Annotated in this window: 18 protein-coding genes; 8 read left to right on the forward strand and 10 right to left on the reverse strand. The window is 58.2% G+C overall.

Features of this window, described 5'->3' with window-relative positions; genetic code table 11:
* Positions 1–96: 96 nt before the first annotated feature.
* Positions 97–2,568 carry a TonB-dependent receptor gene (locus HGI47_RS08225; RefSeq protein WP_162896107.1) on the reverse strand — a complete coding sequence of 824 codons (2,472 nt, stop codon included), beginning with the start codon at positions 2,566–2,568 and terminating at the stop codon, positions 97–99.
* On the opposite strand from HGI47_RS08225, the gene HGI47_RS08230 reads away from it, so the two are divergent.
* Positions 2,558–3,847 carry an aromatic ring-hydroxylating dioxygenase subunit alpha gene (locus tag HGI47_RS08230; protein WP_205525209.1) on the forward strand — a complete coding sequence of 430 codons (1,290 nt, stop codon included), beginning with the start codon at positions 2,558–2,560 and terminating at the stop codon, positions 3,845–3,847. The genes HGI47_RS08225 and HGI47_RS08230 overlap by 11 nt on opposite strands.
* Here HGI47_RS08230 and HGI47_RS08235 read toward each other — a convergent pair.
* Positions 3,841–4,476: a TetR/AcrR family transcriptional regulator gene (locus HGI47_RS08235; RefSeq protein ID WP_346766774.1), complete on the reverse strand. Its 636-nt coding sequence runs from the start codon at positions 4,474–4,476 to the stop codon at positions 3,841–3,843. The genes HGI47_RS08230 and HGI47_RS08235 overlap by 7 nt on opposite strands.
* A gap of 288 nt (positions 4,477–4,764) precedes the next feature.
* Between HGI47_RS08235 and purU the strand changes: the two genes are divergently transcribed.
* Positions 4,765–5,616 (forward strand): formyltetrahydrofolate deformylase, encoded by an 852-nt coding sequence (gene purU / locus HGI47_RS08240; protein ID WP_118074327.1) that lies wholly within the window; start codon positions 4,765–4,767, stop codon positions 5,614–5,616.
* A gap of 79 nt (positions 5,617–5,695) precedes the next feature.
* On the opposite strand, the gene HGI47_RS08245 is transcribed toward purU, so the two are convergent.
* From HGI47_RS08245 to HGI47_RS08275, 7 genes are all read right to left on the reverse strand, one after another.
* On the reverse strand, positions 5,696–8,425 hold the full coding sequence (locus HGI47_RS08245; protein WP_118074328.1) for a fused MFS/spermidine synthase: 2,730 nt from the start codon (positions 8,423–8,425) through the stop codon (positions 5,696–5,698).
* 72 nt (positions 8,426–8,497) lie between these two features.
* Positions 8,498–10,819, reverse strand: coding sequence for a TonB-dependent receptor (locus HGI47_RS08250; protein ID WP_168852286.1), 2,322 nt, complete (start codon positions 10,817–10,819; stop codon positions 8,498–8,500).
* Between the two features lie 125 nt (positions 10,820–10,944).
* The gene (locus HGI47_RS08255) at positions 10,945–11,409 is read right to left on the reverse strand and encodes a hypothetical protein (protein WP_168852287.1); all 465 of its coding nucleotides are present in this window, start codon (positions 11,407–11,409) and stop codon (positions 10,945–10,947) included.
* Positions 11,399–14,098: a 2Fe-2S iron-sulfur cluster-binding protein gene (locus tag HGI47_RS08260; protein ID WP_168852288.1), complete on the reverse strand. Its 2,700-nt coding sequence runs from the start codon at positions 14,096–14,098 to the stop codon at positions 11,399–11,401. The genes HGI47_RS08255 and HGI47_RS08260 overlap by 11 nt, the downstream gene beginning before the upstream one ends.
* Positions 14,095–14,370: a sarcosine oxidase subunit delta gene (locus HGI47_RS08265; RefSeq protein WP_240950077.1), complete on the reverse strand. Its 276-nt coding sequence runs from the start codon at positions 14,368–14,370 to the stop codon at positions 14,095–14,097. Before HGI47_RS08265 ends, HGI47_RS08260 begins: the two co-directional genes overlap by 4 nt.
* Positions 14,360–15,613, reverse strand: coding sequence for a sarcosine oxidase subunit beta family protein (locus HGI47_RS08270; protein WP_118074332.1), 1,254 nt, complete (start codon positions 15,611–15,613; stop codon positions 14,360–14,362). The genes HGI47_RS08265 and HGI47_RS08270 overlap by 11 nt, the downstream gene beginning before the upstream one ends.
* Positions 15,610–17,202 (reverse strand): NAD(P)/FAD-dependent oxidoreductase, encoded by a 1,593-nt coding sequence (locus HGI47_RS08275; RefSeq protein ID WP_168852289.1) that lies wholly within the window; start codon positions 17,200–17,202, stop codon positions 15,610–15,612. The genes HGI47_RS08270 and HGI47_RS08275 overlap by 4 nt, the downstream gene beginning before the upstream one ends.
* Positions 17,203–17,279: 77 nt before the next feature.
* Between HGI47_RS08275 and HGI47_RS08280 the strand changes: the two genes are divergently transcribed.
* Together HGI47_RS08280 and HGI47_RS08285 are read left to right on the forward strand one after the other, a co-directional pair.
* Positions 17,280–18,431: an MFS transporter gene (locus HGI47_RS08280; RefSeq protein ID WP_168852290.1), complete on the forward strand. Its 1,152-nt coding sequence runs from the start codon at positions 17,280–17,282 to the stop codon at positions 18,429–18,431.
* A 309-nt stretch (positions 18,432–18,740) separates the two neighbouring features.
* Positions 18,741–19,937: a nitrate/nitrite transporter gene (locus tag HGI47_RS08285; protein ID WP_162896112.1), complete on the forward strand. Its 1,197-nt coding sequence runs from the start codon at positions 18,741–18,743 to the stop codon at positions 19,935–19,937.
* 56 nt (positions 19,938–19,993) lie between these two features.
* On the opposite strand, the gene HGI47_RS08290 is transcribed toward HGI47_RS08285, so the two are convergent.
* Positions 19,994–20,896: a LysR substrate-binding domain-containing protein gene (locus tag HGI47_RS08290; protein ID WP_118074336.1), complete on the reverse strand. Its 903-nt coding sequence runs from the start codon at positions 20,894–20,896 to the stop codon at positions 19,994–19,996.
* 198 nt (positions 20,897–21,094) lie between these two features.
* Here HGI47_RS08290 and HGI47_RS08295 point away from each other — a divergent pair, with 198 nt between their 5' ends.
* The 4 genes from HGI47_RS08295 to HGI47_RS08310 all read left to right on the forward strand — a co-directional run bounded on the left by HGI47_RS08295 (position 21,095) and on the right by HGI47_RS08310 (position 26,601).
* Positions 21,095–22,450 (forward strand): hydrolase, encoded by a 1,356-nt coding sequence (locus HGI47_RS08295; protein ID WP_118074337.1) that lies wholly within the window; start codon positions 21,095–21,097, stop codon positions 22,448–22,450.
* Positions 22,451–22,671: 221 nt separating this feature from the next.
* On the forward strand, positions 22,672–23,883 hold the full coding sequence (locus tag HGI47_RS08300) for an aspartate aminotransferase family protein (RefSeq protein WP_206065821.1): 1,212 nt from the start codon (positions 22,672–22,674) through the stop codon (positions 23,881–23,883).
* Complete coding sequence (gene astD, locus HGI47_RS08305; RefSeq protein ID WP_168852291.1) at positions 23,880–25,322, forward strand: succinylglutamate-semialdehyde dehydrogenase; 1,443 nt, start codon at positions 23,880–23,882, stop codon at positions 25,320–25,322. Before HGI47_RS08300 ends, astD begins: the two co-directional genes overlap by 4 nt.
* Positions 25,312–26,601 (forward strand): N-succinylarginine dihydrolase, encoded by a 1,290-nt coding sequence (locus HGI47_RS08310; protein ID WP_125955317.1) that lies wholly within the window; start codon positions 25,312–25,314, stop codon positions 26,599–26,601. The genes astD and HGI47_RS08310 overlap by 11 nt, the downstream gene beginning before the upstream one ends.

Below are 26,601 nucleotides of genomic sequence, written 5' to 3' on the forward strand. Positions count from 1 at the left end.
GCTCGTCGAAAGATCTCGTCAGGCAAGCTCTCGCGAGGTCGGGCCTGTTCCCGGCAAGAGCGCCGCGCGCCTGCTCAAGTGCTGCCCTCGTTTTGCTCACTGTCTCAACGTCAGGCGAATTCCCACTGTCCGCGGCCGCGCAATATAGTCCCCACGGTACAAGGCCCTGATGTTCGGCGGCGCAAGGTTATTTCCGGCAGTTTTCGCTGAAATGCCATCGACGTCAAACACGTTCGTCACAAAGATCTGCATGCGCAGCGCCGAACTCCAGTCATAGGCGACCGACATGTTCGTCATGGCGAACCCATCGAGCCTAGCAAATCCCGGAGAATTTGGATCGAGGCTAGACAGTACATCGCTCCGCCAGTTCACATCGGCATGGAAGTCGATGGTCCGATCCTTGTTGCTACCCAGCGGAACCGAAATATCAATGGCGGCACCCACCTGGTGCCGCGCCGAACCGGGCAGCCGGGTACCAGAAGGTGCGATAAAGTTGCGCCCGCCGAAGGCAATCGGACCAATAACTTCGGTCGTCTTGGCATCGGTATAGGCGTAGGAAATTGATGCTGTGACCATTGAGGTCGGACGCACCTGAGCCTCAAACTCGATCCCTTGCGATCTGGCCCGGCCGCCATTGACAATTGTTGGTGTACCGGCCCTGGAGGCAATTTCAATCTGGATGTCTTGCCAGTCGATGCGAAACGCAGCAAGTGAGTAGCTGATCGCGCGGTCCAGCAACCGGCCCTTGATGCCGAACTCGTAATTGTTGGCGCTGTCCGGACCATAGTTCAGGAAGGTGCCCGGATCGCAGGCCGGACAGGATCGTGGTCCGATCGGGTAGGCGTTGGCGCCGCCCGAGCGGAAGCCTTGGCTAAAGGTGAAATAGGCCAGCTGGTCGCCGAATTCGTACGATGCGTTCCCTTTGAAAATGGCCTTAGTTTCCGAACGCGAGCCGGAACCTTGCGACGTCCCGTTCGCGAGATAGGCGGGATCCCTTGACGCACCATCACCGCCAAAAAGCCCCAGCGTCGGAAATGTCTGAACTGTACTCTGGCGGAACTTCTGATTAAATACTCGCGCACCTCCAGTGAACGACAAGGCGGGGGTCGCATGCCAGGTAAATTCCCCGAAACCCGCCAGCTCCTCAAAACGCACTTGACGATCGAAGGTGAAGGAGGTGTCGGGCGGATTGAGCGTGCCGGGCCGAACCCCTCCGAAGTAGAGAACCACGTCATTGGCATAGGTGTCAAGAAAAACGCCGCTTCCTGGCAATGTCGAATAGGCTGCAAGTCCTGGCACTGTCGAGAGAGAGAATGTGCCCTGTTCACGGTTCTGGTAATATCCCCCAATCACATATTCGAACGTGTCACTATCATTCGAAACCAGCCGCAGCTCCTGCACAAATGAACGATCCTTAACTGTGTTATAATTCGTGGTCGAAGCACGTGGATAATTTCCATAATATTGGATGAACGCATTGGCGATCTGGGAATTATCGAACAGGTCATCCGACCGGCTGCGGGAATAGGAGGTCGCGGATGTCAGCGTCGCAAATCCGAAGTCGACTGTCCCGGTAAGCGATGCAAGATCGATATCCGTATCAATTGGGCTTACCGGGATAAACTGACGATTTTCATAGCCGGAATTGCCAGTGCGGAACGGGAATGCGTTTGCCTTGGTGTTCTGGTGAAGATAGCTCGCCTCGATGTCCACGGCATCGGTGGGCTGCCAGCGCAACGCGGCGCGGGCGAACCAGATTTTCGCCCAGTCAATGTCCTTGATCGCCCGGGTCACGGCTGGGCTGGTAAGGGGGCTTGCCGGATTAGCCAGCACAACCTGCGCTTCCGGATTGAACCTGATATCCTTGTCATAAACATAGGCATTAGTCGCGTTGATGATCCCGGCCTGATACTCGTAGCCCCCATTTAGACGCAGGGCTAACGTGGAACCGATGGGGACGTTCAGCATGACATCAGTGTCATAGCCAGCTTTGCCTGCATGTCGCGTCGTCGATGCGGCGAGGTTCGCTTCATAATCGAACTTGCCAATGTCGGGGCGATTGCGGATCAACCGAATTGTTCCGCCAACTGACCCCGCACCGAACAACGTGCCCTGCGGCCCGCGCAAAACTTCGACGCGGGAAATATCGCTGAGCTTGAGGTTCGCAAAAACAGGGATGTCGTCGATATAGGTCGATGTCGCAGAACTTCCGAGCCGGGGAAACGATGTTCCACCCCCACCAATCGCGTCAGTCGATACGCCGCGAATGATGAAGTTGTTGTTCGAGCCGTTGGCACGCGGACCGTAGTCAACCGCAATCAGACCGGGCGTGCTATTCCGCAACCCAGCAAGATCGGTGATGTTAGCCTTCTCCAGCGTATCTCCTGAAACCGCGCTGATGTTGTAAGGAACATCGAGGACGGTCTCTTCCCGGCGGGTAGCAGTGACCACAATCTCGTCGGCCTGTGATGAGCCGCTGCGATCAACCTCCTGAGCGCTCGCAGATTGCGGATGCATCATCACTGCGAGACTTGCAGTCTGCAGCAAAATTGACCGCTTGAATCTCATCAATCCCTCCCTTTTTGACCTCAGCATTTTAACGGCATCGAATCAAAACCATACAGAACTGTATTGTATTGAAGACCCATTGGCAATATGGAAAGGAGCCCATTCGGATTCGCGAGAGGTCATGATGAGTCAGTTTGTATCTTCAGCCATGAAGGCGTCTTTGCCATTCCGGTGTTACACAGAACCAGCGTTCTTCGAGCGGGAGCGCAGCGCACTCTTTAGCCGGGAATGGGTATGTGTAGCGCGTTGCGAAGACGTACCAGAACCCGGCAACGCTATCGTAGTGCCGGTCCTTGGAGAGAGCGTGATTGTCGGGCGTCTCGAAGACGGCAGCCTGCGCGCCCACCAGAATATCTGCCGTCACCGCGGATCAAAACTTTGTGGTGATGATTCGAAATGGGGGGTTACCCTCAACGGGGGAATTGACCGGGGCTTCATTCGCTGCCCCTATCACCAATGGACCTACGGTTTCGACGGCGCGCTGATCAATGCACCTCACCTGACTAAATCGGACGATTTCAATGTGAAAGATTTCAGCCTGATCCCGGTTGGTATCGCAACCTGGGGCGGGTTCATCTTCTTGAAACTGCGCCCAGAGCTTGGGGAAGAGATACCCAGGGCACTTGGGGTTGCTGATATTGGTCTCGCTCCGAAACGGCTCGCAAATTACCCGCTGGACCGACTACAGACCGCGCATACCATCAAATATGAGGTCGCCGCGAACTGGAAGGTCATCGCCGAAAACTACAATGAATGTTATCACTGCAGCGGTGTCCATCCGGAACTTTGCGAAATCGTGCCGGTATTCCGCAAGAAGGGTGGTCTCGAACTCGACTGGGAAAATGGTGTACCCCATCGCGAAGGAGCCTGGACCTACACGTTCACCGGCACGACGTCCCGCAAGCCGTTCGCAGGGCTCGACGAATTCGAGTTGGTTCGGCACAAGGGCGAACTCGTCTATCCGAACATGATGCTCTCAATGAGCGCAGAACACGGTGCCGCCTTCATCCTCTGGCCTATCTCAGCCGAAAAGACGATTGTCGAATGCCGCTTTCTCTTCGATCCGGAGGAGATTTCCCAACCCAATTTCAACGGTTCCGACGCGATCGACTTCTGGGACATCACGAACCGCCAGGATTGGGCAGTCTGCGAACGCGTCCAGCAGGGTATGAGCATGGGAGCGCTCGAACATGGCTGGTATGCACCAATGGAAGACGACAGCCTCGACATCCGCAAATACCTTGCTGACAGGTTGGGGGCTGGAGCCATAAGTCAGTAGAGCAGTACCTTGTCGTAGAGCGCTCCAAGGCGCTTGCGCTCGGCGCTGCTTTCGCGGATGCCGAGGGTGTAGTAGCCTACCTGATGATAATAGATGATGCGACCGCGGACCTCCGCTTCGTCGCCCGTGAAGCCATAAGATTTGAACATCTCCGCAAAGGCAGCAACTCTAATGTCGTCGATGCGGTGCACAGCTTCCGCAACGTCGGGATCGGTTCGTGCCCAGTCACGGATTGCCGAATCAAATGCCGGGTCGAATTCGGTTTCGTCGATCCACAAGCGGCCGACAGTCGCATCAAAATCCTCGCGATCGCCGCGTGCGCCGGCCGCCTTGATCGCCGCCAGCATTGGTTCGGTGTTACTTGCTTCCCACAAATGCAGCAGTGCATCGAGCAGCGCGTCGCGATCTTCAAAATGCCAGTAAAAGCTGCCGCGAGTTACGTTCATGCGCTTTGCAAGCAAATCGACTTTTACGCCGTCAATACCGCTTTCGACCAGCATAGTTTTCGCTGCATTGATCCAGTCTTCGCGACTTAAGCGCGACGAGGTCCGGTTTGAACTGGACGTTGGGGGCTTTGTCCGCCGACGCAATGTACCGGCGCTTCCTTCGCTGCTCACCGCACCTCCCACCAGTCCGTACCCCGCTCAAAATTACGAACGATCAAACAACAGCATGCCAAATTCGCATAAAGCGAGGCATCCTGATGTCCCCACCTCATAACAGAACGGCAAGAATGGGGACCTTGACCACCTCAATCCCACCAAATTTGCGCAACGCCAGGATCTACGAGTCGCCAGTTGGCCCGCGCGTTGGCAATAGGCTCCGCAGGAGCAGAGTTCAACGCTTGCGATTTCCATACACTGCTGTATGGTCATTGAATGACCTGAGGCTGCTGTGGAAATGGCTTCGTAATCCATATGACAAACAAAATGTTCCTTACCATTCGCTGCACTGATCGGCCAGGACTCGTCGCGGCTGTCACAGGCTTTCTTGCCGAATCCAACTTCACAATCGTGGAGTCGCACCAGCATCAGGATGCCGACGACTTCTTCATGCGGATCGTATTCAAGCCGGTGTCAGCAGCGATACCCTCGCTGCCTGAGGTTGAATCCTCTTTCGCACCCATTGCATCACGGTTCGATATGACAGCGACCTTCACCGATGCCTCAAGGAAGCCAAGAATCCTGCTGATGGTTTCGCGCTTCGGGCATTGCCTGCATGATCTGCTCTACCGCTGGCGCGCTGGCCAACTGCCAGTGGAGATCCGAGCTGTTGTTTCGAACCACGAGGACATGCGCTCATTCACCGAGTGGAACGGCATCCCGTATCATCACCTGCCCGTCACTCCGCAGACCAAGCCAGAGCAGGAACGGGCTCTTCTCAAACTGGTAAAAGAGAATCACATCGATCTGGTTGTTCTGGCTCGGTACATGCAGATCTTGTCACCAGATCTTTGCGCATTGCTCGCTGGGCGGTGCATCAACATTCATCACAGTTTTCTTCCAAGCTTCAAAGGTGCCAAGCCCTATCACCAGGCCCATGCCCGGGGTGTGAAGCTCATCGGTGCGACGGCTCACTACGTTACAACCGATCTCGATGAAGGCCCGATCATCGAGCAGGACACGCGGCGCGTAAGTCATTCTCGTACCGCCGAGGAACTCACGCTTATTGGTCAGGAAGTCGAGGCATCAGTCCTCTCGCGTGCCGTCCGCTGGCATGTCGAGCAGCGTGTCATACTGAACGGATCCCGAACGATTGTGTTTGATTGAACGGAATGAGCCCAGCAGGTTGACGACCTGTTGCGGGCTGTCCAATGCCACGTTTGTCAAGCCCCGCGTCACAGTTTCCTTATCTTTGCGCAACGCCGTCAAGTGCGGCAATGGCGCGCTGGCGGATCGGTGACGACTCCAGCCTCCCAAGGGCGGCCTTTAACGCCTCCGAACGGCGCGCTTCGAGAGTTCCACCCCTCGACTGGCTCGCTACAACGGCAAAGGCGAGCGCAGTTTCCACCAGCATCGCATGATCGCCGATCACTTGCGCAAGAGTCGCGCGCTGGATCAGCAGATCGGTGGTTGCCTCGACGCGCAGCGCGGCATCAACGATAGTCAGCGTTTCTTGGGCCATGGCTGCACGCTGCCGGGGATCGACGGAAGCAATCCGTTCAAGGCGCCAGGCCGAGCGTAGCTGATTTGCGGCTGCATACCCCGGTTCAACAGGTGTCACGGACGCAAGTTGCCGATCCATCCCCGCCAGCGCCGCATAATCACCAGCTGCGCCTTTCGCTCTGGCCAGCGCCACCAGCCCACTCTCCGTCACCGGCGTGAATGGCAGCAGGCCTGCCTGCGCCAGCCGCAGGCGGGAATAGTCGCTACCGGCCCGCACGCCCGCAGGCCTTTGGGTAAAGGCATCGAGTCCCGTCCGGGTCAGGATTCCCCGCCCCGGCCCTGTTTCAAAAGCCATTGAATTCCTGTCGTCGCTGATCGGAAAGGCCCCTGCAATAGCCCGTCGCACTGCTCCCTCATCAAGGAGGAGCGACCAGGCGAAATCGTCCGCATCCAGGATGCCCGCTCGATCGAGCAGCCGGACATCGGCCGGCCCTACTACAGCAAGCCCGCTCTCTGGCAATATGGGAGCATCCGAAGCCATGACGATCAAGTTGAACGGAACCGGTTCGTATACCCGGACATTGGGGAACTCAAATGCAAGCGTTGCGAGGAAAGATCGGAGTAACCGTGGATCAACAAAGGACGCGTTCATCCATTGGACAAACACTCCATGATCGGCGAGGCGCGCCTTGGCGAGCGCAACAAACTGTCGCGTGTATAGATTCGAGGAACCCGCCGTCCAAGGATGCGACGGCTGTGACACAATGATGTCGTAGCGTTTGCCAGTGCGCAGCATTGCGTTACGTGCATCATTGTGGACGATCTTGACCCGGGCGTCAGATAGCGGATCCACCGCACGCTGCGACGCAATCCTGCGATTGGCATCGATGATACGTTCTTCGATTTCGACAACATCTATGGCGCTGATCCACGAAGGGACCGTTTCCAGGCTGACGCCTCCGCCAAGACCGATCACCATCATTGATCTGGCCTGCGGTCGTGCGAGCGATGGAAGAATAGTCAGCCAGTGTTGATCATTCAGGGCTGGTGGCGTACCCGCCCGCGGCACCAGTGCTTCCGGCAGCCCATCGCTTCGAATAAGTACACCGTCATCACGGTCGCGCACTTCGACTGTTGCAACGCGCCCCACATTGAGCGAAACCAGATCACCGGATGTGTCTCTGTCTACGACACCGGCCTTGAGCAGCGAGTAGGGTTCCGGCACTCCAATTACGAGCCCGCCGATACTCGCAAGCGCGCCTGCTGCGAATGCATAAGTTTGTTTTGATATGTGAGAAACGGCCGCAGCAGCTAAGAAAAGTAGCGTTACTGCAACAAGCAGCGTTCCGCCGAAGCCGTACGATTCCAGCAGATAATGGCCAGCCAACATAGCGCCTGCTACCGCCCCCGCAGTATTTGAGGCATAGACCACAGCCGCGCTTTTCGCAGGGTCTCCGCCTGCCGCCTCGACGAAGCGCGGATAGGCCATGCCGAAGGCAATGGCTCCCGGAAACAGAGCCAGAACCGCGGATTTCTCAGCAGCTCCCGTAATAAGGATTGCGAGATAGCCCAGCGAGGACAAGATTGCGCCGAACGTGAGCGCCATGGCTGCACTTCCCGGCTTCCGCGCAGCATAGAGTCCACCGAGCGCAAGTCCCGTCAGCCATAGGCCCAGCATGAACGCAAAGCCTTGAGTCGTCCCCCCAAAGGGAATTGCCAGCAGCCTTGTCCAGAATACCTCAAGTGCGAAAGTAGCGACCCCGGACAGAAACGCCGCAACCAGCACCCGTTGAACAGGCGAAGCAGCAGTTCCCGCATCGTGCTTCTTTTCGGGGCCGTTGGAGCGCAGGTGGCGCCAAGCCAAGACAGCGGCCACAATATTGGCCGCTGCGGCCAACTGGCTGGCCACAGTCAGTCCCAAAGACGGTAGCAGTAGGAAGCCTGCCAGCATCGCTCCTGCCGCTGCGCCGAACGTATTCAGCGCATAGAGGCCAGCGACATCGTCCACACCGCAGCGCACCGCGCGCACCAGAATTGGCAGCGTGGCTCCCATGGCGATGGTCGGTGGTGCAAAGGCCGCTGCAACGATCGTAAGATAGACCCAGAACTGGGCCCAACCTGCATCAGGCGGCAAATGCGCTCCGCTCGACAACAGTCCGATCAGCAGCGTCTGCAACAGAGGAAATAGCAGAGGAACGGCGATGGCCCAGACCGCAATGAACAGCTCTAGAAACGCGTAGCGTCTGCCTGCATCGACGCCAGAATTGAGCCAGCGCGCGGCCATCCAACCGCCCAGCGCAAGACCGCCAAGAAAGCTGGCCAGCATGATCGCGACGGCGCTTTGTGCCGTTCCAATCGCCATCGCCATCTTGTGGGTCCAGACGATCTGGTAAACCAGCGCTGCCATGCCAGACAACGCCATGCAGATAGCGGCGACGATGTGCTTCGGATCTCTCTTTCTTGCGTTGCTCATTCCAGCCCCGACAGCCCTTGAACTGGCAGAGCCGGCCAATCAATACCAGCCCGGCTCTGCATGTTCGCCGGATCAGAACCGGTAGCGCGCTTGAATTGTAAAGGTGCGCGGCGGTTCGGTGAATGCGGCAATGGAGTTGAATCCGCCCGGGATCGTGTTCTTGAACGCTGCCGTACGATTGTCTGTCAGATTGCGAACCGCCAGCGACAAATCCCAGCCACTCTCGCTTGAAAGGCCGACCCTCGCGTTAAGTTTGGCAAATTTCTCCTGGAAGGAGTTCGGATTGATGTCGGTCAAGGTCGCGAACCGGCTCGTGAAATAGAGGTCGCTACCTGCCCGAAGCGTCAACCCGCTCCCGATCTCCTGTGACCAGTCCGCAGCAATGCTTCCCGACCACTTTGGTGCATATGGGGTTGTAATACCCGACAGATTTTGCGTGTTGTTTGCAGGATTGCAGCCAAGAGCAGCTGTTTGGCCTGCGAAGCACTGCGCGGTGGCAAAGTTCTCGTATGTTGCGTCGAGATAAGTGATATTGGCCGAAAGTCTGAAGTTCCTTGCCACCGCAAACTGGAGTTCCGCTTCTACACCCTGTGTGCGCGCGGATGCCGCATTTGTTGTCTGGAAGTTAGAGGTAGCGGGATCGAAGGAAGAAACCTGTAGGTCCTTGTAATCACTTCGGAATGCAGTGAGATTGAGCAAAACTCGTCGGTCGAAGAAACGGCTTTTCAAACCGATCTCATAGGCGTTTGCATTCTCGGGGTTAAATGGTCCACCATCCGTGCCCGAAAACCCCCCCGACTTGAAACCCTTCTTGAAGCTGGAATAGATCATCACATCTTGCGCCGGACGATACTCGAGCGTGATGGCCGGCTGGAGCTTCTCATCCTTTCGGCTCGCGGTGAGGATTGGTAGGGGAGTGCAGCCCGCATAGGGAGTAGATTCACACCCGGAAAATGCGAGATCCTTCTTGACTTCTTCGTAACGCAGTCCGCCACGGATCGTCACCGGACCGAAGGCATAGCTCGCCTCCCCGAACAGCGCCCATGATGAGGCATCTTCGACGCTGTCCTGAACGCTACCGATAATACGAGCGTTTACAAATGCCGGAGTCCGGTTGGTCGACCCTGCCGGAGGCGGGACCACGAGCGGCAGTAGATTACGCGCATCGTTGTCCGAGGTGCTGATAACATCGTTGTTGTTCTTGTCGACATAAGCTCCGAGGAACCATTTGAACGCACCATCCTTGGGCGAAACCAGGCGGAGTTCCTGACTGAATTGATCATAGCGTTCGGTGAATGTCGCTGTGGAATAATTGGCAACACCTTGATCGGTATCGATAAACTGGTAGTTTTTGTACTTGTAGTAGCCCGTCACGGAGCTCAGCGTCACTCCATCACCAAATTCATAGTCCAGCAAAAGTGTGCCGCCGCCCGAGCGCAAGCGATTATAGAATGAACCACCATTATCGTCAGTATAGAGGTCTGGCCGCGCTATTTCTGCAGCAGACGGGATCAGTCCACTCGAGGCTTTGAAGCGATCGAACAGACAAGGCTCACGAACTGCGTCGGAAATGTCACGCCGGAAATTGGGCTGACATATGACCGACTGGTTATTGCGTCCTCGGTCGTCATTATTCCCAAAGTAGCCGATGGCCGTCATCGTGAGCCTGTCTGCCAATTTTCCTGTGATCGTTATACGACCCAGAAGATCTTCAATCTCGGGTTCCTTGCGACCGGTTATCGTGTTTGTGAGATAACCTTCAGACTTTCGGTATCGCAAGGCGACACGGGTGGACCAGTCCAGCCCAAGAGGGATGTCGACTGCACCAAATGCCGCCTTTTCATTGGTGACCGGTTCATAGCTGAACTCAATCTCACCACCAAATTTATCACCAGGCCGGCGGGTGGCTACGTTAATGGCGCCCGCAATTGCATTCTTGCCCAGAAACGTTGGTTGTGGACCCTTCAAAAATTCGATTCGATCAATGTCAAGGAAGCCAAGGCGTTGGGTGCGGGCCCGACCATAATAGATGCCATCGATGTACATGGGCGCAGATTGTTCGAAGCCCAAATTCTGCCCCGAACCGATTCCGCGAACGGTGATGGTATCAGCCATACCGCCTCGCGACACGCGAAGCCCTGGAACTTGCACATCCTCGAAATTCTGCACTGCGCCGCTTCGAAGAAGGTCACCTGTGACAGCCTGTACCGAGATTGGCACGTCCTGCAGGCGCTCAGGCCGCTTGGTCGCCGTAACGACGATCTCTCCGATTGCCGGCTGTTCGTCACTTGTTTCAGTGGACTGTGCGAGCGCAGGCGACGCGAGCGGTAGCGCGAGCATAGTTGCAGCCATTAGCCGGCCGAAGGAATTGATTCTCCCCAGTGTGTCTGTCACGATCCGCCCCCATGGTATACCGATCAAGAGAAAATATTCGCTTTGACGTCCCTTGTCAACTGCGAAATCCCTCTTTGGTATACCTTGGCATCGAAGAGGCTTGTGCACTACCCAAAAGCGCAGCCTTATTGCCGCTTATGAGTTAGATCCTGCCAACATGGTGCGCCGCGATATGACCGGGGTATTAAAATGGTCACCAAGCCCCTCTGACAAAACGCCATGACATCGACTTGACCGATCTGCATTGGCCGCGCTTCATCCCCCCGCAGCAACACAGCAGAATGCGTCGCCAGCTGCACGCTATCGACATTGTGAACAGCAACAAAGCTGTCGGATACATCGGTGATGATTGCGGGTGCCCCGGCAAGCTGCGCCCTCATCCCAGAAACACGACCGGCCATTTCAGATGCAGAGCCCAGCAGTAACCAGTCGCACCGACTGGCGCGCAGCCCTAGACAGGTGGACGTGTCGCCATGCAACTCGCCGAAATCAGGCAACCGGATGTTGAAGCAGCACTCTAACGGGCTTTTCAACTCTGGATGGCGAGCCAGATCAACCGACAAACGAATAATTGAGAGATCAAATGTCAAGGCGACCTCCCTCGCGGTCATAGGCGACCGTCTCTGAAATCCTGGCCTGCCAACTCCTCCCCAGCGAGACGATCTCGACGATTTCACCAAGGCGCCGCTGCCCCTGCTCGACCAATCCCAAGGCAACGCCCCGTCCCAGCACGGGGCTGAACTGGCTGCTCGTAACGAATCCTCCGCTCTGCCCACTGGGAGCCCGCACATGACCACCTACCGGCAATATCCCGCCGCAAAGCGAGGTCAGGCCCACCAGTTGCTTACGATATGGCGATAAGGATGAGCGACGCGTCAGCGCTCGCCGCCCAAGGAAATCGCTCTGCTTTTTGGCGATGGCTCCGCCAAAACCGATATCACCGGGCTGGGTCTCGCTGTCGGTATCAGTTCCAACATGAATGTAGCCCTTTTCGATACGCAAGATTTCGAGTGCCTCTATCCCATAGGGCACCAATCCATAGGGCTTGCCAGCCGCCATCAGCGCATCGCCCATCTGCACCGCCTGCCCCGCTGGCACCTGGATCTCGTAGCTCAACTCACCAGAAAAGCTCACGCGCTGAATACGTACTTCCGATCCGTCGAGTTGTCCCTCTCGGACGGACAAGTGTGGAAAACGCTCACTTGAGAGATCAAAACTGGGCTGCAATGCCTCGAGCACATTTCGTGCGTTCGGGCCCGCAACAGTCCAGACAGCATATTGCTCAGTCACGTCTTGAACGACAACATCCATCGGCCATTCGCATTGAAGCAGATCCTCCAGCAGGCGGACCATCCGGTCAGCGAAGGCACTGGACGGGCTGAGCAGGAAACTCCCGTCTTGGAGACGAGCATAGACCCCGTCATCCAGGATCGTACCGTTCTCGTTGAGGACAAGCCCGTACCGGATCCGCCCGGGCTTGAGCGTCGAGGGGGTGCCAACATAGACCCGGTCGAGGAACGCTGCAGCTTCGGGGCCGGCCACGAGAATTTTGCCAAGCGGCGAACCGTCGAGAAGACCAACGCCACTTCGGACCGCTGCGGCTTCACGCTCAGCTGCCGCCTGGATGTCTTCCCCGCCAACCGGATATGCCGCCGGCCTTTCCCATCCAATATCCTCGAACACAGCACCTTCGCGTACATGCCATTCGTGTGCGGGCAGATACCGACGAGGTCGGAAGCGTTCACCGCGTAGATCAGCACCGATCAGACCAAAGGCTGTAGGAACGAAGGGCGGACGAACCTTGCTTGCGGACAGCGTTCCGGGTTCCGCGCCGATGGTCTCCGCGAGGATCATGGCGCCGGGGACCGAGCTCAGCTTTCCCTGGTCGACGCCCATTCCCAACACAGTGTAGCGCTTGAGATGCTCAACGCTTCGATAGTTTTCGCGGGCCGCCAGCTTGATGTCTGCCACGGTCACATCGGTCTGAAAATCGACGAACATGGTCTTTTCATCCCCGCCGTGGACAGTCCAGATGGGCTCCGCCTCAATCGGTTCGGGGCCTGCCCATTCGACATTGGCGACCAACCCATCCGGCTGGAAACTCTGGCTGCGCTCGTTGAACTTCGTCTGACCGCCAGCCATGGTCCACAGTTGGGAAGCAGGGTTCCAGCCTCCCGAGACCCCGACAAAGTCGCACGCGAGACGACTCAGGCCATCCGGCTTCTCTATGGTGACGCCGGTGACGCGTCCGCGCCCATGGGCCGACCGGACTAATGACGAAAAGAATAGATCGATTCCGTGCGCACGGGCGCGATCGGCAAGTTCGGGCAGCACCTGCGGCCTTGCATCGACAATGGCGCGCACCCCTACACCACACTGCGCAGCTTCAATAGCGGACCGCCAGCCCAGATCGTTGTTGACGAAGAAAATGCCGGATCGACCCGGCGCCACCGCATAATCCGCGACATATCTGCCGATCGCACCGGCGAGCATGATGCCGGGCAAGTCGTTGTTCGCAAATGCGATGCCGCGCTCTTGCTTGCCCGTCGCGAGAATGATCTGCTCGGCCCGGATGCGGTGGAGTACCCGACCTTCCGATGCGGCCAGCACAAAACCATGATCCCAGACTCCAAGAGCTGCAGTCTTTTCAAAGGTCCGAACACCTTCAAGGCTTGGAAGACCCTGATCCAGATCGACAAGCAATACCGATTTGCCGTCTCGCGCTGCCTGTGCCGCAGCGGCCAACCCCCTTCTGCCTCCACCTATCACTAGCAGATCACATTCCACATGACGCGCTTCGTAGCGCTGCGGATCGGGCACGACCGGCACCTTGCCAAGTCCGGCGGCGCGCCGAATCAGCCATTCGAACCAGTGCCAGTCCGGCCACATGAATGTCTTGTAGTAGAATCCGGCAGAGAACAGTCCGCGGAGACGATCATTCACGCCAGCAATGTCCCAGGTCAGTGAAGGCCAGGCATTGATGCTCTGGGCAACCAGCCCTTCCTCCAGAGCGATCATGGTGGCCTGCACGTTGGGAATGGAGGATAGGCCGTGCTCAAGTTGAACCAGTGCGTTGGTTTCCTCGCAGCCGACTCCCATAATACCGCGTGGTCGATGGAGCTTGAAGCTCCGTCCGACAAGCTGCACGCCGTTGGCGAGCAAGGCCGACGCCAGTGTATCGCCCGCAAGGCCTGCATAGCGCTTGCCATTGAACGAAAAGTCGATGGACTGGCCGCGATCGATCCTGCCGCCGCCATGGGAAAGTCGGTAACCGGTCACGGCCGCGCAACTCCCATTACGTAAACCGCTACGACCTCGTGTGTTTCAGTATGCCGGATCAGATTGAACCAGACCCCGCAACCGTGCACATGGACCCATCGCTCGGCATGCTCGCCCTTGGGGTTGGCGCGCAGGAAGAGATACTCCTCCCAAGCCTGGTCGTCGCAGTCCAGCTCTGGTCGGTCGATATGGGCTTCGCCGCCATAGGCAAATTCGCGCTCGTCGCGCAGGCCACAGTTCGGGCAGGCAATCCGCATCATGTCAGTGTTCAATCCCGGCTGCCGCAGCTTCGTCGATGAGCGCGCCATCCCTGAAACGCTGGAGTCCGAAGGCGGTGGTTAGCGGATGGGGCTCATCCTTCGCGATCAAGTGCGCAAAAGCCTCACCGCCGGCCGGGATCGCCTTGAACCCGCCTCCGCCCCAGCCGACGTTCAGATAAATCCCCGGTACCGGACTGCGGTCAATGATCGGCGAGCTATCGGCCGTGTAGTCGACGATTCCAGCCCATTGGCGCAGGAGGCGCAGACTACTGAAGGTCGGAACAAGCTGGACGATGCCGGCAAGCACTTTTTCCATTGTCGCTGCGCTTCCGCGCTGGGCAAAGGACGGATAGGGATCGATGCCGCCACCGCACACAATGCCGCCCTTGTCCGACTGGCTGCAATAGCTTCCGATCACGGCTGAACCGATCACGGTGTGCAAGACGGGCTTGACCGGTTCGGAGACAAAGGCTTGGAGCCCATAGCTGGCGACAGGCAATCGGAAACCGGCCATCTGCGCGACCACTGACGAATGACCGGCCGTGGCGATCCCCACCTTGGTCGCACCAATGAAGCCTTTACTTGTTTCGACGCCCTGCACACCGCCGCTGATGTCCCGGCGGAACCCGGTGACTTCGGTATTCTGAAGGATGTCGACACCCAGGGCATCGGCTGCCCGTGCATAGCCCCAGGCTACCGCGTCATGCCGGACAGTCCCTCCTCGTTTCTGGCGCATGGCCCCGTAAATGGGAAACCTTGCATTAGGATCGCCATTCAGGACAGGACAGAATTTGAGCACTTCCTCCCGTCCGAGCAGTTCGGCATCGATCCCGTTCAACTGCATCGCGTTCACAATTCGGCGCTGAAAATCGACCTCGTGCCGGCTGTGCGCGAGATTAAGGATTCCGCGGGCGGAATACATGATGTTGAAATTGAGCTCCTGCGAAAGGCTGGCATAGAGACGGAGCGAATGGTCGTAGAAGTCGGCACTTTCCTTGTAGAAATAGTCCGAGCGCACGATGGTCGTGTTGCGGCCGGTGTTACCGCCGCCGAGCCACCCCTTATCAATCACAGCAATGCGTCCAGGCCTGTAGTGCTTGGCCAGATGGTAGGCGGTCGCAAGGCCGTGGCCGCCAGCTCCGATGATAATCACATCGTAGCTGCTCGCCGGTTCGGGGGAGCGCCAAACCGGATCCCAATCCGTATTGCCACCAAGCCAGTTCCTGAGAAGCGCGAACGCCGAATATCGGCTCATCGGCGCAAATCCTTCAGAATGACTTGTGCTGAATTCCGGCCAGGAGCTCCCGTCACGCCCCCACCGGGGTGCGTGCCCGCGCCGCACAGATACAAACCGGCCACAGGCGTGCGGTAGCCCGACCAATCGGGGTGCGGGCGCATGAAGAACAACTGGGCGAGATTGAGATCCCCGTGGAAGATGTTGCCTTCGGTCAGTCCGTAGGTGCGCTCCAAATCCAGCGGTGTGATGACTTTACGTGCGACGATGCTGCCAGGGACGTTGGGCGCGACCCGGCCAATCTGTTGCACCACCTGATCGCCGAGCGCTTCACGTCGCGAGTCCCAGTCCCCCTCTCGCAGCCGAAAAGGAACATACTGGACAAAGCAAGTGAGCATGGTGCGGTCCGACGGGCAGAGCGTGGGATCGACCAAACTTGGAACCACGCAATCGACCCACAGCTCGTCTGCCACTTCGCCGAACTTTGAGGCATCATAGCAGCGCTGCATAGCCTCCATGCTGCCCATGACCGAAAAGACCGCGCGTTCCGCCGGAGTGGCGTCGAGCGACATGCCCCTGATCGAAGGTGGCTCGCTCAGGACCATGTTCACCTTGGCCGAAGGACCGGCCATTTTGATGGCGGCGATGTCCGATCGAAATGTCGGGTCGAGATGTTCCGCGTCGACCAACCCAAGGAACGTTCGCTTTGGGTCCGCATTCGACACGACCGCCTTGGCGTGAAACACTCGGCCATCGACCAGCTCGACGCCGGATGCCCGCCCGCCCTTTACGTAGATCCGCGCAACCTCTGCATTCGTGATGATTTCGGCGCCAAAGCCCCGGGCAGCGTTGGCCAGCGCATCGCTGACTGATCCCATCCCCCCGATAACATGGCCGCTGAAGCCCTGGATGCTATTATCACCACCGCCCAACAGGTGGAACAACAAGCCTAGGGTCGAGCCCGGATCATATGGCCCCCCATGCTTGCCGTAAACGTTGTTGGCCAGAAAGAGCCGGTGCGTCTCCTCGCTTTCGAAGTGTCGCTCGAGAAATTCGGCGAGGGAGCCGGTCAGAAACCGCGTCATCGATGCAATTTCATCTCGCGAGATTCCCCAGAATTGGCGGGCCATTGATGCCAATTCCCCGAGCCGGTCGACCAAGCTCCCGCTCAGAGCCGGCGGAGGCTTGAGAAAGAACGGCTGCAGGTAGCGAGCGAGCGCCTTGAGTTGATGCTCGACCGCTACGAAGTTGTCGGCATCCTTCCGACTGTAGGTCCGAAGGCTTGCCGCAGTCCGCAACGGATCGGACCAAAGCGTCACGAGGCCCTCATCGGATGTCGGCACATTAAGCGCCGGGTCGCATGCGACCATTTTCAGCCCATGATCAGCGAGCCCCAGTTCCTTGACCACGGCGGGGGTAAGCATGCTGGCGATATACGAGCAAAATGACACACGGCACCCCGGCATCACTTCCTCGGTCACGGCAGCCCCGCCCACAATTTGGCGACGCTCGAGGACCAGAACTCTTGCACCCGAACGGGCAAGATATGCGGCCGCAGTCAGACCGTTGTGACCACCGCCTACCACAATTGCATCGAAAAAATCGGTCACGTGACTCGCCTGCCCTCTGGACTCTTGAAACAACCTCTCTACCATACACTAGTGTTTGGAGTTCGGAAGGTCAAAATTTGCTTGGACGCTTCGCCTCGATTTCGGGAATGCTTGCGGGATCGCTGATTGCCGAGATTGGCGGTTATACGATGCCTTTTGTGGTTGGCGGCATAGTCAAGGCCTACGCGATTCCTGAAGGTTGGATCGGCTTCATCATTGCGGGGCAGATCGCCTGTGCATCGCTGGTATCGATTGGACTGGCGCCCTACCTGTTGCGTCTTGACCGAAGAAAGCTAGCTTTCGCAGGTGCGTTGCTGGTTTTGGCTGGCTATGCTGGCTCAGCATTGAGCCATGGCGCGGAGTTCCTCGTTGTGTCACGCTTGATAGGCGGGATCGGTGAGGGGCTGCTCTATGCTGCAATTGCCGCAACCGCTGCGGAAACCCCCAATGCGGATAGAACGTTTGCTCTCATATGGGCCGCCGTCGTGGGATTGGCAGTAATGCTCTTTGTGACTTTGCCACTCTTGCCTGACTGGGCTGGTCCGCGCGGAATCTTCGTAGCCTTGGGCATTGTTGTGTTGGCCCTCGTCCCATTGCTCCGAAACATCCCTCCACGAGCCCAGGTGGTCGACACGACGGCGAAGCAACATCTTGCCACTATCGACGCCCGCGCGGTTACGCTGGGCCTTGTCGCTGCACTCCTCGCGATTTTGGCAAACGGATATTACTACTTCATTGAAGGTATCGCCCAATCTATCGGTGTGACCGAAGCTCAAGCCGGCTATGCAATGGCTATCTCTGCTACTTGCTCTCTAGCCGGACCTGCCTTGGCGCATCGGCTTGGCACCCGGTTCGGAAGGACACCACCGTTGGTCCTTGGGTACCTGATAACCGGCTTAGGCGCCTATGCGGTTACCCATTCGGGCGACCAGACGATGCTTACAATTGCCATGTGCGTGTCCGGCACTGCCTATGTCTTCACTCTGCCATATCTTCTCGGCCTTGCTGCCGCCTCGGGTGGAGCGCCGCTCGCCGCGGTTGCGCGTGGAGGTCAGGGAATCGGAAGCGCATCAGCACCCGCGATTTCAGGGCTGATCCTGCTGAACGGAGGAACGTATCAGCAAATCGGAGCCTTGGCGCTTGGCTGTGCTGTATTGGCTCTGCTCCCCCTACTTCTCTTCAGCAGGTCAATTGCCTCCAATTCCATTGCAGCTGGAGGCGACAGATAAGCCCAGGCTTTTTGGCTAAGCCGATCCATCAATCTGCAACAGGCTTCGGGCCGACTGTGTCGGCAAATCCGAGAGTGAGACGGAATTGCAGAACATGTCCGAAGGAACTGGGCGCAGGGTCCCTGACGGAATGGCGGAAGGCATTGCGGCAATGCGTATTTTGAGAATCAGAAGAACTTGCTGTCGGCTTACCAAAGTGATTTCACCAAGTGCACTCGGACACGAGGACATCGCGAAACGCTCCCGTTCTGAACACTCTGCTTACTGACATGCAAGATACGGGGGGCAGGCTTGCGCAGGTCAATCACAATGCTGGTATTGGGCAGCGCAGGTACCACGCTGTTTCTGTTCCCGTTTCTGCATGAAATCTATTACGATCCCCTGCGTCTCGCTCTCGGCCAAACGAATGTGCAGATCGGCAGTCTTTCGTCGGCATATGGCCTGGCATCACTAATCGGCTACGTCCCGGGAGGCTGGCTTGCTGACAGGTTCAAGCCTCGCACTCTGCTTCCGATCGGGTTGATCGGAACCGGCATAGGTGGAGCGTTTTTCGCTTCGTTTCCGTCCTATCCATTCACCCTTCTCCTCTACGTGCTTTGGGGCGCCATGACCGTTGTGTGCTGGAGCACAATGATCCGCGCAACACGCGAATGGGCGGTCGCCGGGAGCCAGGGCCGCGCCTTTGGCCTGCTCGAAAGTGTCCGCGGCGTTACAGAAGGCGCTATTGGAGCGGCCGGAGTCGCGGTGTTTGCTTGGGCGGGAAGCACAAGCGGCGCGCTCGGCACGGTCATCATCGGCTTTGCCGTTTTGAACATCGCACTTGGGATCATCGCGTTTTTCACGCTCGACCGCGCAGCACCGAGCGGCGCGAAATTGCAGGCAGCATCTTACAGCGGATGGCGGGAATTGCTCCCAAATCCAGACCTATGGCTGATCTCGCTGATCGTCTTGAGCAGCTACACTGCCTACACGGCGCTCTATTATTTCACGCCCTATAGTTCGAGCATGCTGGAACTGTCGGTTGCGGCGGCAAGTGCCATTGCGGTTGGGAAGATTTGGCTCAAGCCAGTTGCAGCCATGGCGGCCGGCTTTGCAGCCGACCGTTGGGGAGTTTGGCAGACGGTGGTGTTCGCCTTCGCCATCCTCGTTGCAAGCATGATGACCTTTGCGATATCTCCGGGAACCGCAAAAAATGCCCCCATCATGATCGCAAACCTTGCATGCGCATCGCTGGCTGTCTTCGCGATCCGAGGGGTCTATTTCGCGCTGATCGAGGAGTGCCGGATTCCCGAATCGAGCACTGGCTCAGCAACCGGTCTGATTTCGTTGGTCGGCTTTACGCCCGACATCTTCGTGCCCCCAGTTGCAGGTTTTCTCCTGGACAGTTTCCCAGGCGAGAGCGGCTACCGGATGCTCTTTGGAATCGTCGCATTGGCATGCGCGATGGGCTTGGCGACAACCGCTATGATCGGTCGGCGAGTTCGCTCGCGTACCCAGCAGGCGTAGCATGCGATGGGAAACCACACATAATGGGTATAGGCTTCAGGAGCGGCGGACCGACACTAGGCCTGATGACCGCTGGCCTCTCCGCAAATGAAATCCCGGACCTGTCTGACGGCCTGCTTCTCCAGATTTTCCTTGGGGTAGACCAAGTAGTAGCTGCGGTCCTCGCCCAACGGGACGTCGAAAGGAACAACCAGACTGCCAGATTGAAGCTCGGCCTCGATCAAGAAAGTTGGCAACAAGGCCGCGCCGGCTCCCGCAGCAACAGCCTGGGCTAACATCAAAAAGTGGGCCACACTGGTGGTGCTGGGAGGCTCCTCGTAAGGGACGGAAACAATTTCGAACCAGCGCTTCCAAGCATCCTTACGTCGCGACTGGACGAGCAGAGGGATGTTTCGGAGGTCACTCGGCGAGCGGATTGCGCGATCACGGACGAGCGCTGGAGCCACCACAGGTACGACACGTTCGCTGAAAAGGAGGTCATGTTGGGCATTCGGCCAGTCTGCTTGCCCGACATGGACAGCCAGATCGAAAGGCTCGACAGCAAAGTCGAATTCTTCAGATCGCGCGGAGATGTTTACCGTGAGGTCAGGGTGGAGAGCAGATAGCCGGCTCCAGCGCGGCGCGAGCCAACGCATGCCAAAACTGGGCAAGGTTGCAATTTCGACGATCCGCCCCCCAGGCGTGCTCATCAACTTGCCCGTTGCCCGTGCGATACGCCGGAGGGCAGGTTCGATTTCGCCCAGATAGGTCGTTCCCGCAGCATTCAGCACAACATTGCGTCCAACCCTGTCGAACAACTCACAACCGACCCAGCCCTCGAGCGAGGCAATCTGCCGGCTTACCGCGCCCTGTGTGAGGCCAGTTTCCCTTGCCGCTTGAGAAATCGTGCCGTGCCTCGCGGCAACAACGAACCCCAGTAGCATGGATAGAGGTGGAAGATGCTTGCGAGTCGATTCCATTCACAAACCTCATATATCAGCGAAACGAAGTCGCTTGTGTTCTGGCTCCTGATTGCCGATCTCAATCAAAGGTTCAATCGCGGATCCATAGCCCTTGATTTGACATCCATGCTTGGGCCTGAAGTGCGACTCACTGAGCGGCGTTACCTGACTAATCATGTGGGGGCCGCATAAGGGAGGAAAAGCATTGCGGGCGCCATGTTGCAACAAAGCCGCCCCATAAAGGCAAAGGCAAGTTGGAGATTGATTGTGGAGCAATGGCCATCCTGCACTCGACGGTTCCAGATCAGCGATGCCGATCAAGCAGTCCTGGATGCCGTCGCGAAGACAGGGCCGAACTTGGTTGCTCGTGCGATCGAGTGGTCGGAGATAAACAGCGGGAGTTCCAACCTGCTGGGGCTGGCCACAATGGCTGATTGCCTATTCGAAGTCCTAAGTGCCTTTGATGGTGATCTTGAAGCCATTTCGCTTGACGAAGCACTGCAGATAAACACGCGAGGCGAGGCTTGCGCTACACCGGCAGGGCAATCCCTCCTACTCCGATTGCGCCCCGAAGCACCCGTTCAGGTCGCGTTGACCGGACATTACGACACGGTCTTTCCCGCTGACAGTCCGTTTCAGGCAGTTCGACCGCTTGCCGATGGCAGCATCAACGGCCCCGGAATCGCCGACATGAAAGGCGGCATCAGTGTCATGCTGGGTGCGCTCGCCGCATTCGAGCGCCACCCGCTAGCTTCGCAGCTGGGCTTCCAGGTGCTTCTGTCCCCTGACGAAGAGACGGGCTCGATGGGCTCAGCCGCCTTGCTAGCCGAACTTGGTCGGAACTGCCACATAGGGCTTACCTACGAGCCTACACTTGTCGATGGTTCGCTCGTATCAGCACGAAAGGGGTCGGGGAATTACCACATCGCAATTTTTGGGCGGGCCGCGCACGCCGGTCGTGATTTCGCCAGCGGTCGAAACGCGCTGGTCGCAGCTGCGCGTATCGCTACGAAGCTCGCAGATCTCAACGGAGTCCGGGACGGCGTCACCATCAATGTAGGTCGCATCGATGGGGGTGGTGCGCTGAATTCGGTTCCTGACCGTGCCGTGCTGCGACTCGACGTGCGAGTCCCTGACCAAGCGGGTGCGATCTGGATCGACGAGCAGGTGCGCATTGCGACCGCCACAATGGAAGGAGGCGGCATATCCGTCCAGGTCCATGGCGGGGTACATCGTCCGGCGAAGCCATTCTTCAACGCCCAACAGGTCCTGTTTGGCCAGGTTCGCGAGTTGGGCGCACTACTTGACCTGTCAATCGGCTGGAAGCCATCCGGTGGCGTCTGCGAAGGCAACAATCTGCTTGCGCAGGGGCTCCCGGGAATCGACACACTAGGCGTTCGGGGTGGCGACATTCATAGTGAACAGGAGTTCGCCTGGCCTGAAAGTTTCGCAGAGCAGGCCCGGCTTTCAGCCCTGATACTCTGCAAGCTCGCAAGCGCCGAGATCGATGCGCTCGCATTGCGGGCGCAACTGATCGCCGAGCAGGAAAATGACAGATTGTCAGCCGACTGACTGAAGGACTGCACCTTCTCGTCGTGCGCCAAGGCAGGATAATGCCGCTGATGACCTGCTTGCTCACCGAGCCGCGGCAGTATCACAACGTCAGCAGGTGTACCAGCTCCGAAAGACGGCCCAAACATTCCTTCTGGTAATTAATGCTAGCCTCTTTTTCGCTATTATCCGGCGAATGTTGGCATATTCTCATTACCTCAACTCGGTAAGGGGCTGCGAATATGATCTCTTCGGTGATGCCGGTCTATGCACCCGCGCCTATTGCACCCGTAAGGGGTTTCGGAAGCTGGTTGTTCGATGAGAATGGTTTAGAATGGCTCGACTGCATCGGGGGGGTCGCCGTCAACGCCTTGGGTCATTGCCATCCTGCACTTGTGGATGCATTGCAACGCCAGTCGGAACGCCTTTGGCATGTTGGCAACGGCTTGCAAATTCCCGGACAATCCCAGCTGGCAGAGCGCCTGATCGCCGCCACATTTGCAGATACGGCCTTTTTCGCCAACACTGGTACCGAGGCGATCGAATGCGCGATCAAGACTGCGCGCCGCCATTTTTCGGTCAAGGGCAATCATGAACGCGTCGACATCGTCGGCTTCCAAGGTTCGTTTCACGGCCGCACTTTCGCCGCGTTGAACGCTGCCGGCAATGCGGCCTATCTCGACGGCTTCGGCCCGCCAATGCAGGGCTTTTGTCATGCCGCCTTCGACGAAGTCGCTGCCTGGGAGAAACTGGTAGCATCGCCCAGCACAGCGGCCGTGATCGTCGAACCCGTGCAGGGCGAAGGAGGCGCGCGAGCGCTCGATCCCAAGAAGTTGCGACACCTTCGCCGAGTCTGCTCGCGCAATGGCGTACTGCTTATCTTTGACGAAGTGCAGTGTGGAATGGGGCGCACCGGTCGTCTTTTTGCTCATCAGTGGATCAAGGACTGCGAGCCAGACATCATGGCTATTGCCAAGGCCCTTGGCGCAGGCTTTCCAGTCTCTGCCTGCCTCGCAACTGCGCAGGCCGCGATCGGTATGACTATTGGATCACATGGTTCGACATTTGGCGGTAATCCGCTTGCGATGGCCGTCGCGATCGCGGCCTTCGATGAGATAAGCAACGCAGAAACTCTCGATACCGTGAACCAGCGCGCTAAAGAATTCCGTGCCGGCCTTGAATCCATAACCGCTCGCTATCCGCACATAGTGCGCGAGATCCGTGGGCTCGGCCTCCTGATTGGTGTGCAGCTAGCAGTCGTCAATCGGGAGTTCATCAATCTTGCGCGCCAACAGAGACTCTTGATCACGGGTGGCGGAGACAATGTCGTGCGCCTCTTGCCGGCTCTCACCATTTCAGCACAGGAAGTGCGCGAGGTCCTCATTCGGTTCGAGCAGACCTGTGAGAAGGCAAGCGAACTACTTGCTGTTGACGCATTGCAGGTCGCAGTATGACTAATTTCCGATCAGTGTGCCCGGCGACGGGAGAAACAGTTTGGGAAGGAAGGTCGGCGGGCCCGAAGGAAGTCGCTCTGGCCGTCGAACGTGCGAGGCGATCCTTCGATGGCTGGTCCGCTACGCCACTTTTCGAGCGAATTCGGCTCGTCGAGCGATACCGGCAGATGATATCGGATCACGCAGAACGGCTCGCTGCGGCAATCGGCCGTGAGACCGGAAAGCCTTTGTGGGAAGGCCGCCAAGAAGTCGCATCCATGGCCAACAAGGTCGCGATTTCGATCCAGTCCCAAAGCGAGCGCGCTGGCGAGTCCGAGCGGGAGGCCGCATTCGGCCGGTCGGTGCTGCGCCACAGGCCGTATGGTGTAATGGCCGTCTACGGCCCATACAACTTTCCTGGCCATCTTCCCAACGGGCACTTCGTTCCGGCGCTCCTTGCGGGAAACACAATCGTCTTCAAGCCGTCGGAGGAAGCGCCCCTCGTTGGCGAAATCATTGATGGTCTGTTGCAAGAGGCTGGCCTGCCGGATGGTGTTTTCAACATTGTGCAGGGCGGGCGCGACACCGGCATCGCCCTCGCCGAATCCCGGATCGATGGCCTACTCTTTACTGGTTCGGCCGCTACCGGCGCACACCTTCGGCGCCAGTTCGTTGATCGTCCAGAAGTCATTCTTGCGCTCGAGCTCGGCGGCAACAATCCCCTGATCGCTTGGGACGGGATGCCGGACGCGGCAGCCTCAATCGTCGTGAGCTCCGCTTTCATCTCGGCCGGGCAACGCTGCTCGTGTGCGCGTCGCCTCATTATCCCGAAGGGTAGCGTCGGTGACGCAACGCTTGCAGCTGTCGTCGACTACGCGCAGCGTTTGTCGATCGGCAGCTGGGACGAAGCTCCGGAGCCAGCAATGGGACCGCTGGTATCCGCTCACGCTGCCGATCGCGTGCGCGCCGCCTATGATGCGCTGGTGGCATCCGGGGCGCGCGTGGTTTTGCCCTTGCTATCCCCGCCGGATCGTTCGGGTGCATTTCTGACTCCCGCAATCGTCGACGTAACGGACATGGAAGTCCCTGACCGGGAAATCTTCGGCCCACTTCTCCAGGTCATGCGAGTGCCTGACTTCGACACCGCTATCCGCGTCGCCAACAATACCGCCTTCGGACTGGCGGGGGGGCTGATCTCTTCAGATCAATCCTTGTGGGATTGCTATGCGCTTCGCGCACGCGTCGGTGTGTGCAACTGGAACAGGCCCACGACCGGCGCCGCCGCGACGATGCCGTTCGGCGGGCTGGGTGCCTCGGGCAATCACCGGCCAAGCGCCTTTTACGCGGCTGATTATTGCGCCTATCCGGTCGCCAGCTTCGAAGCAGAAGCAGTGATCGACCAAACCAGCGACATTCGCGGCCTGCGATCAGCCCGAAGGGATCATTCCAATGGTGCGTGAAGTCAATTTTGACGGTCTGGTCGGCCCGAGCCACAATTATGCGGGCCTCTCGTTCGGAAATGTCGCCTCTGCGCGGAATGCCGGCGTGGTCTCAAGCCCTCGAAAAGCGGCCATCCAGGGGATTGGCAAGATGCGGCGAATGCTCGGGCTTGGCCTAACACAAGGCCTGCTGCTGCCGCATGACCGCCCTTTCGCTCCGTGGCTACGAGATCTTGGTTTCGCAGGCAGCGACGATGACGTCTACTCCGCCGCCTGGGCAAGCGATCCGGCATTGCTGACGAGTGTGTTCTCCGCATCCCCGATGTGGACCGCTAATGCAGCGACCGTCTCGCCCGCCCCCGACACGCGCGACGGGCGTTGCCACCTGACAGTCGCAAACCTTTCGTCGATGCTCCATCGCAGCATCGAGGCACAACAGACTGTGCGACAACTTCGGCTGGCATTTCCCGATAAGCGTCTGTTCGCCGTGCATGACCCGCTCCCCGCAAGACTAACAGACGAAGGAGCCGCCAATGCAATGCGGCTAACAGCCAGTCATGGCGAACACGGCCTCGAGATCTTCGTTTACGGTGTTTCAAGCGGCAGGTACCCCGCCCGGCAGAATCGGATCGCGGGGGAAGCCGTGGCTCGGCGCCATGGCCTGAGCGCCGAGGGGCAACTCCACGTCCAACAAAGTGCTGCGGCGATAGAAGCCGGTGCCTTCCACAATGACGTGGTGGCGGTCGCGAACGAGAATGTCTTGTTGACACACCAACAGGCCTTCGAGGATCGCGACCAAGTCCTCGAAACCATCCGCATGCGAGTACCTTCGGTCCAGATTATCGAGGCGCCTTCGGATCGAGTATCACTTGCAGATGCGGTGGGTTCCTATCTGTTCAACTCGCAACTGGTCACACTGCCTTGCGGCGGAATGGCCCTGGTCGTACCGGGCGAATGCCGAGAGAACTCTGCTGTGTGGAAATGGTTGAACGATAGCGTGGTGGGCCAAGGCGTCATCACACGATTGGAAATCGTCGAGGTTCGCGAATCCATGCGTAATGGAGGAGGCCCTGCTTGTTTGCGCCTACGGGTTGCCATGAGCGAGGGCGCGCTGGCAGCCGTCGACAAGAGGTTCCTCGTTGACGAAAGGATCTGTGACAGGCTCGAGAGAACCATAGAAGAACATTGGCCGGAGAGAATTGCCGAGTCCGACCTGGCGGACGCCGAACTCTGGGCAGAATGCCGTGCTGCACGCGGAGCACTGATGAAAATGCTCGGCTTTGGAATTGGGGAACTCTGA

This window comes from Novosphingobium sp. ERN07, assembly GCF_012641335.1.
Taxonomy (GTDB): Bacteria; Pseudomonadota; Alphaproteobacteria; order Sphingomonadales; family Sphingomonadaceae; genus Novosphingobium.

Bases quoted from the DNA above. Each gene is read 5' to 3' on its own strand.
- HGI47_RS08270 (WP_118074332.1), bottom strand. From the start codon at position 15,613: ATGAGCCGATATTCGGCGTTCGCGCTTCTCAGGAACTGGCTTGGTGGC.
- HGI47_RS08295 (WP_118074337.1), top strand. From the start codon at position 21,095: ATGTTGCAACAAAGCCGCCCCATAAAGGCAAAGGCAAGTTGGAGATTG.
- HGI47_RS08310 (WP_125955317.1), top strand. From the start codon at position 25,312: ATGGTGCGTGAAGTCAATTTTGACGGTCTGGTCGGCCCGAGCCACAAT.
- HGI47_RS08285 (WP_162896112.1), top strand. From the start codon at position 18,741: ATGCTGGTATTGGGCAGCGCAGGTACCACGCTGTTTCTGTTCCCGTTT.
- purU (WP_118074327.1), top strand. From the start codon at position 4,765: ATGACAAACAAAATGTTCCTTACCATTCGCTGCACTGATCGGCCAGGA.
- HGI47_RS08290 (WP_118074336.1), bottom strand. From the start codon at position 20,896: ATGGAATCGACTCGCAAGCATCTTCCACCTCTATCCATGCTACTGGGG.
- HGI47_RS08245 (WP_118074328.1), bottom strand. From the start codon at position 8,425: ATGAGCAACGCAAGAAAGAGAGATCCGAAGCACATCGTCGCCGCTATC.
- HGI47_RS08225 (WP_162896107.1), bottom strand. From the start codon at position 2,568: ATGAGATTCAAGCGGTCAATTTTGCTGCAGACTGCAAGTCTCGCAGTG.
- astD (WP_168852291.1), top strand. From the start codon at position 23,880: ATGACTAATTTCCGATCAGTGTGCCCGGCGACGGGAGAAACAGTTTGG.
- HGI47_RS08300 (WP_206065821.1), top strand. From the start codon at position 22,672: ATGATCTCTTCGGTGATGCCGGTCTATGCACCCGCGCCTATTGCACCC.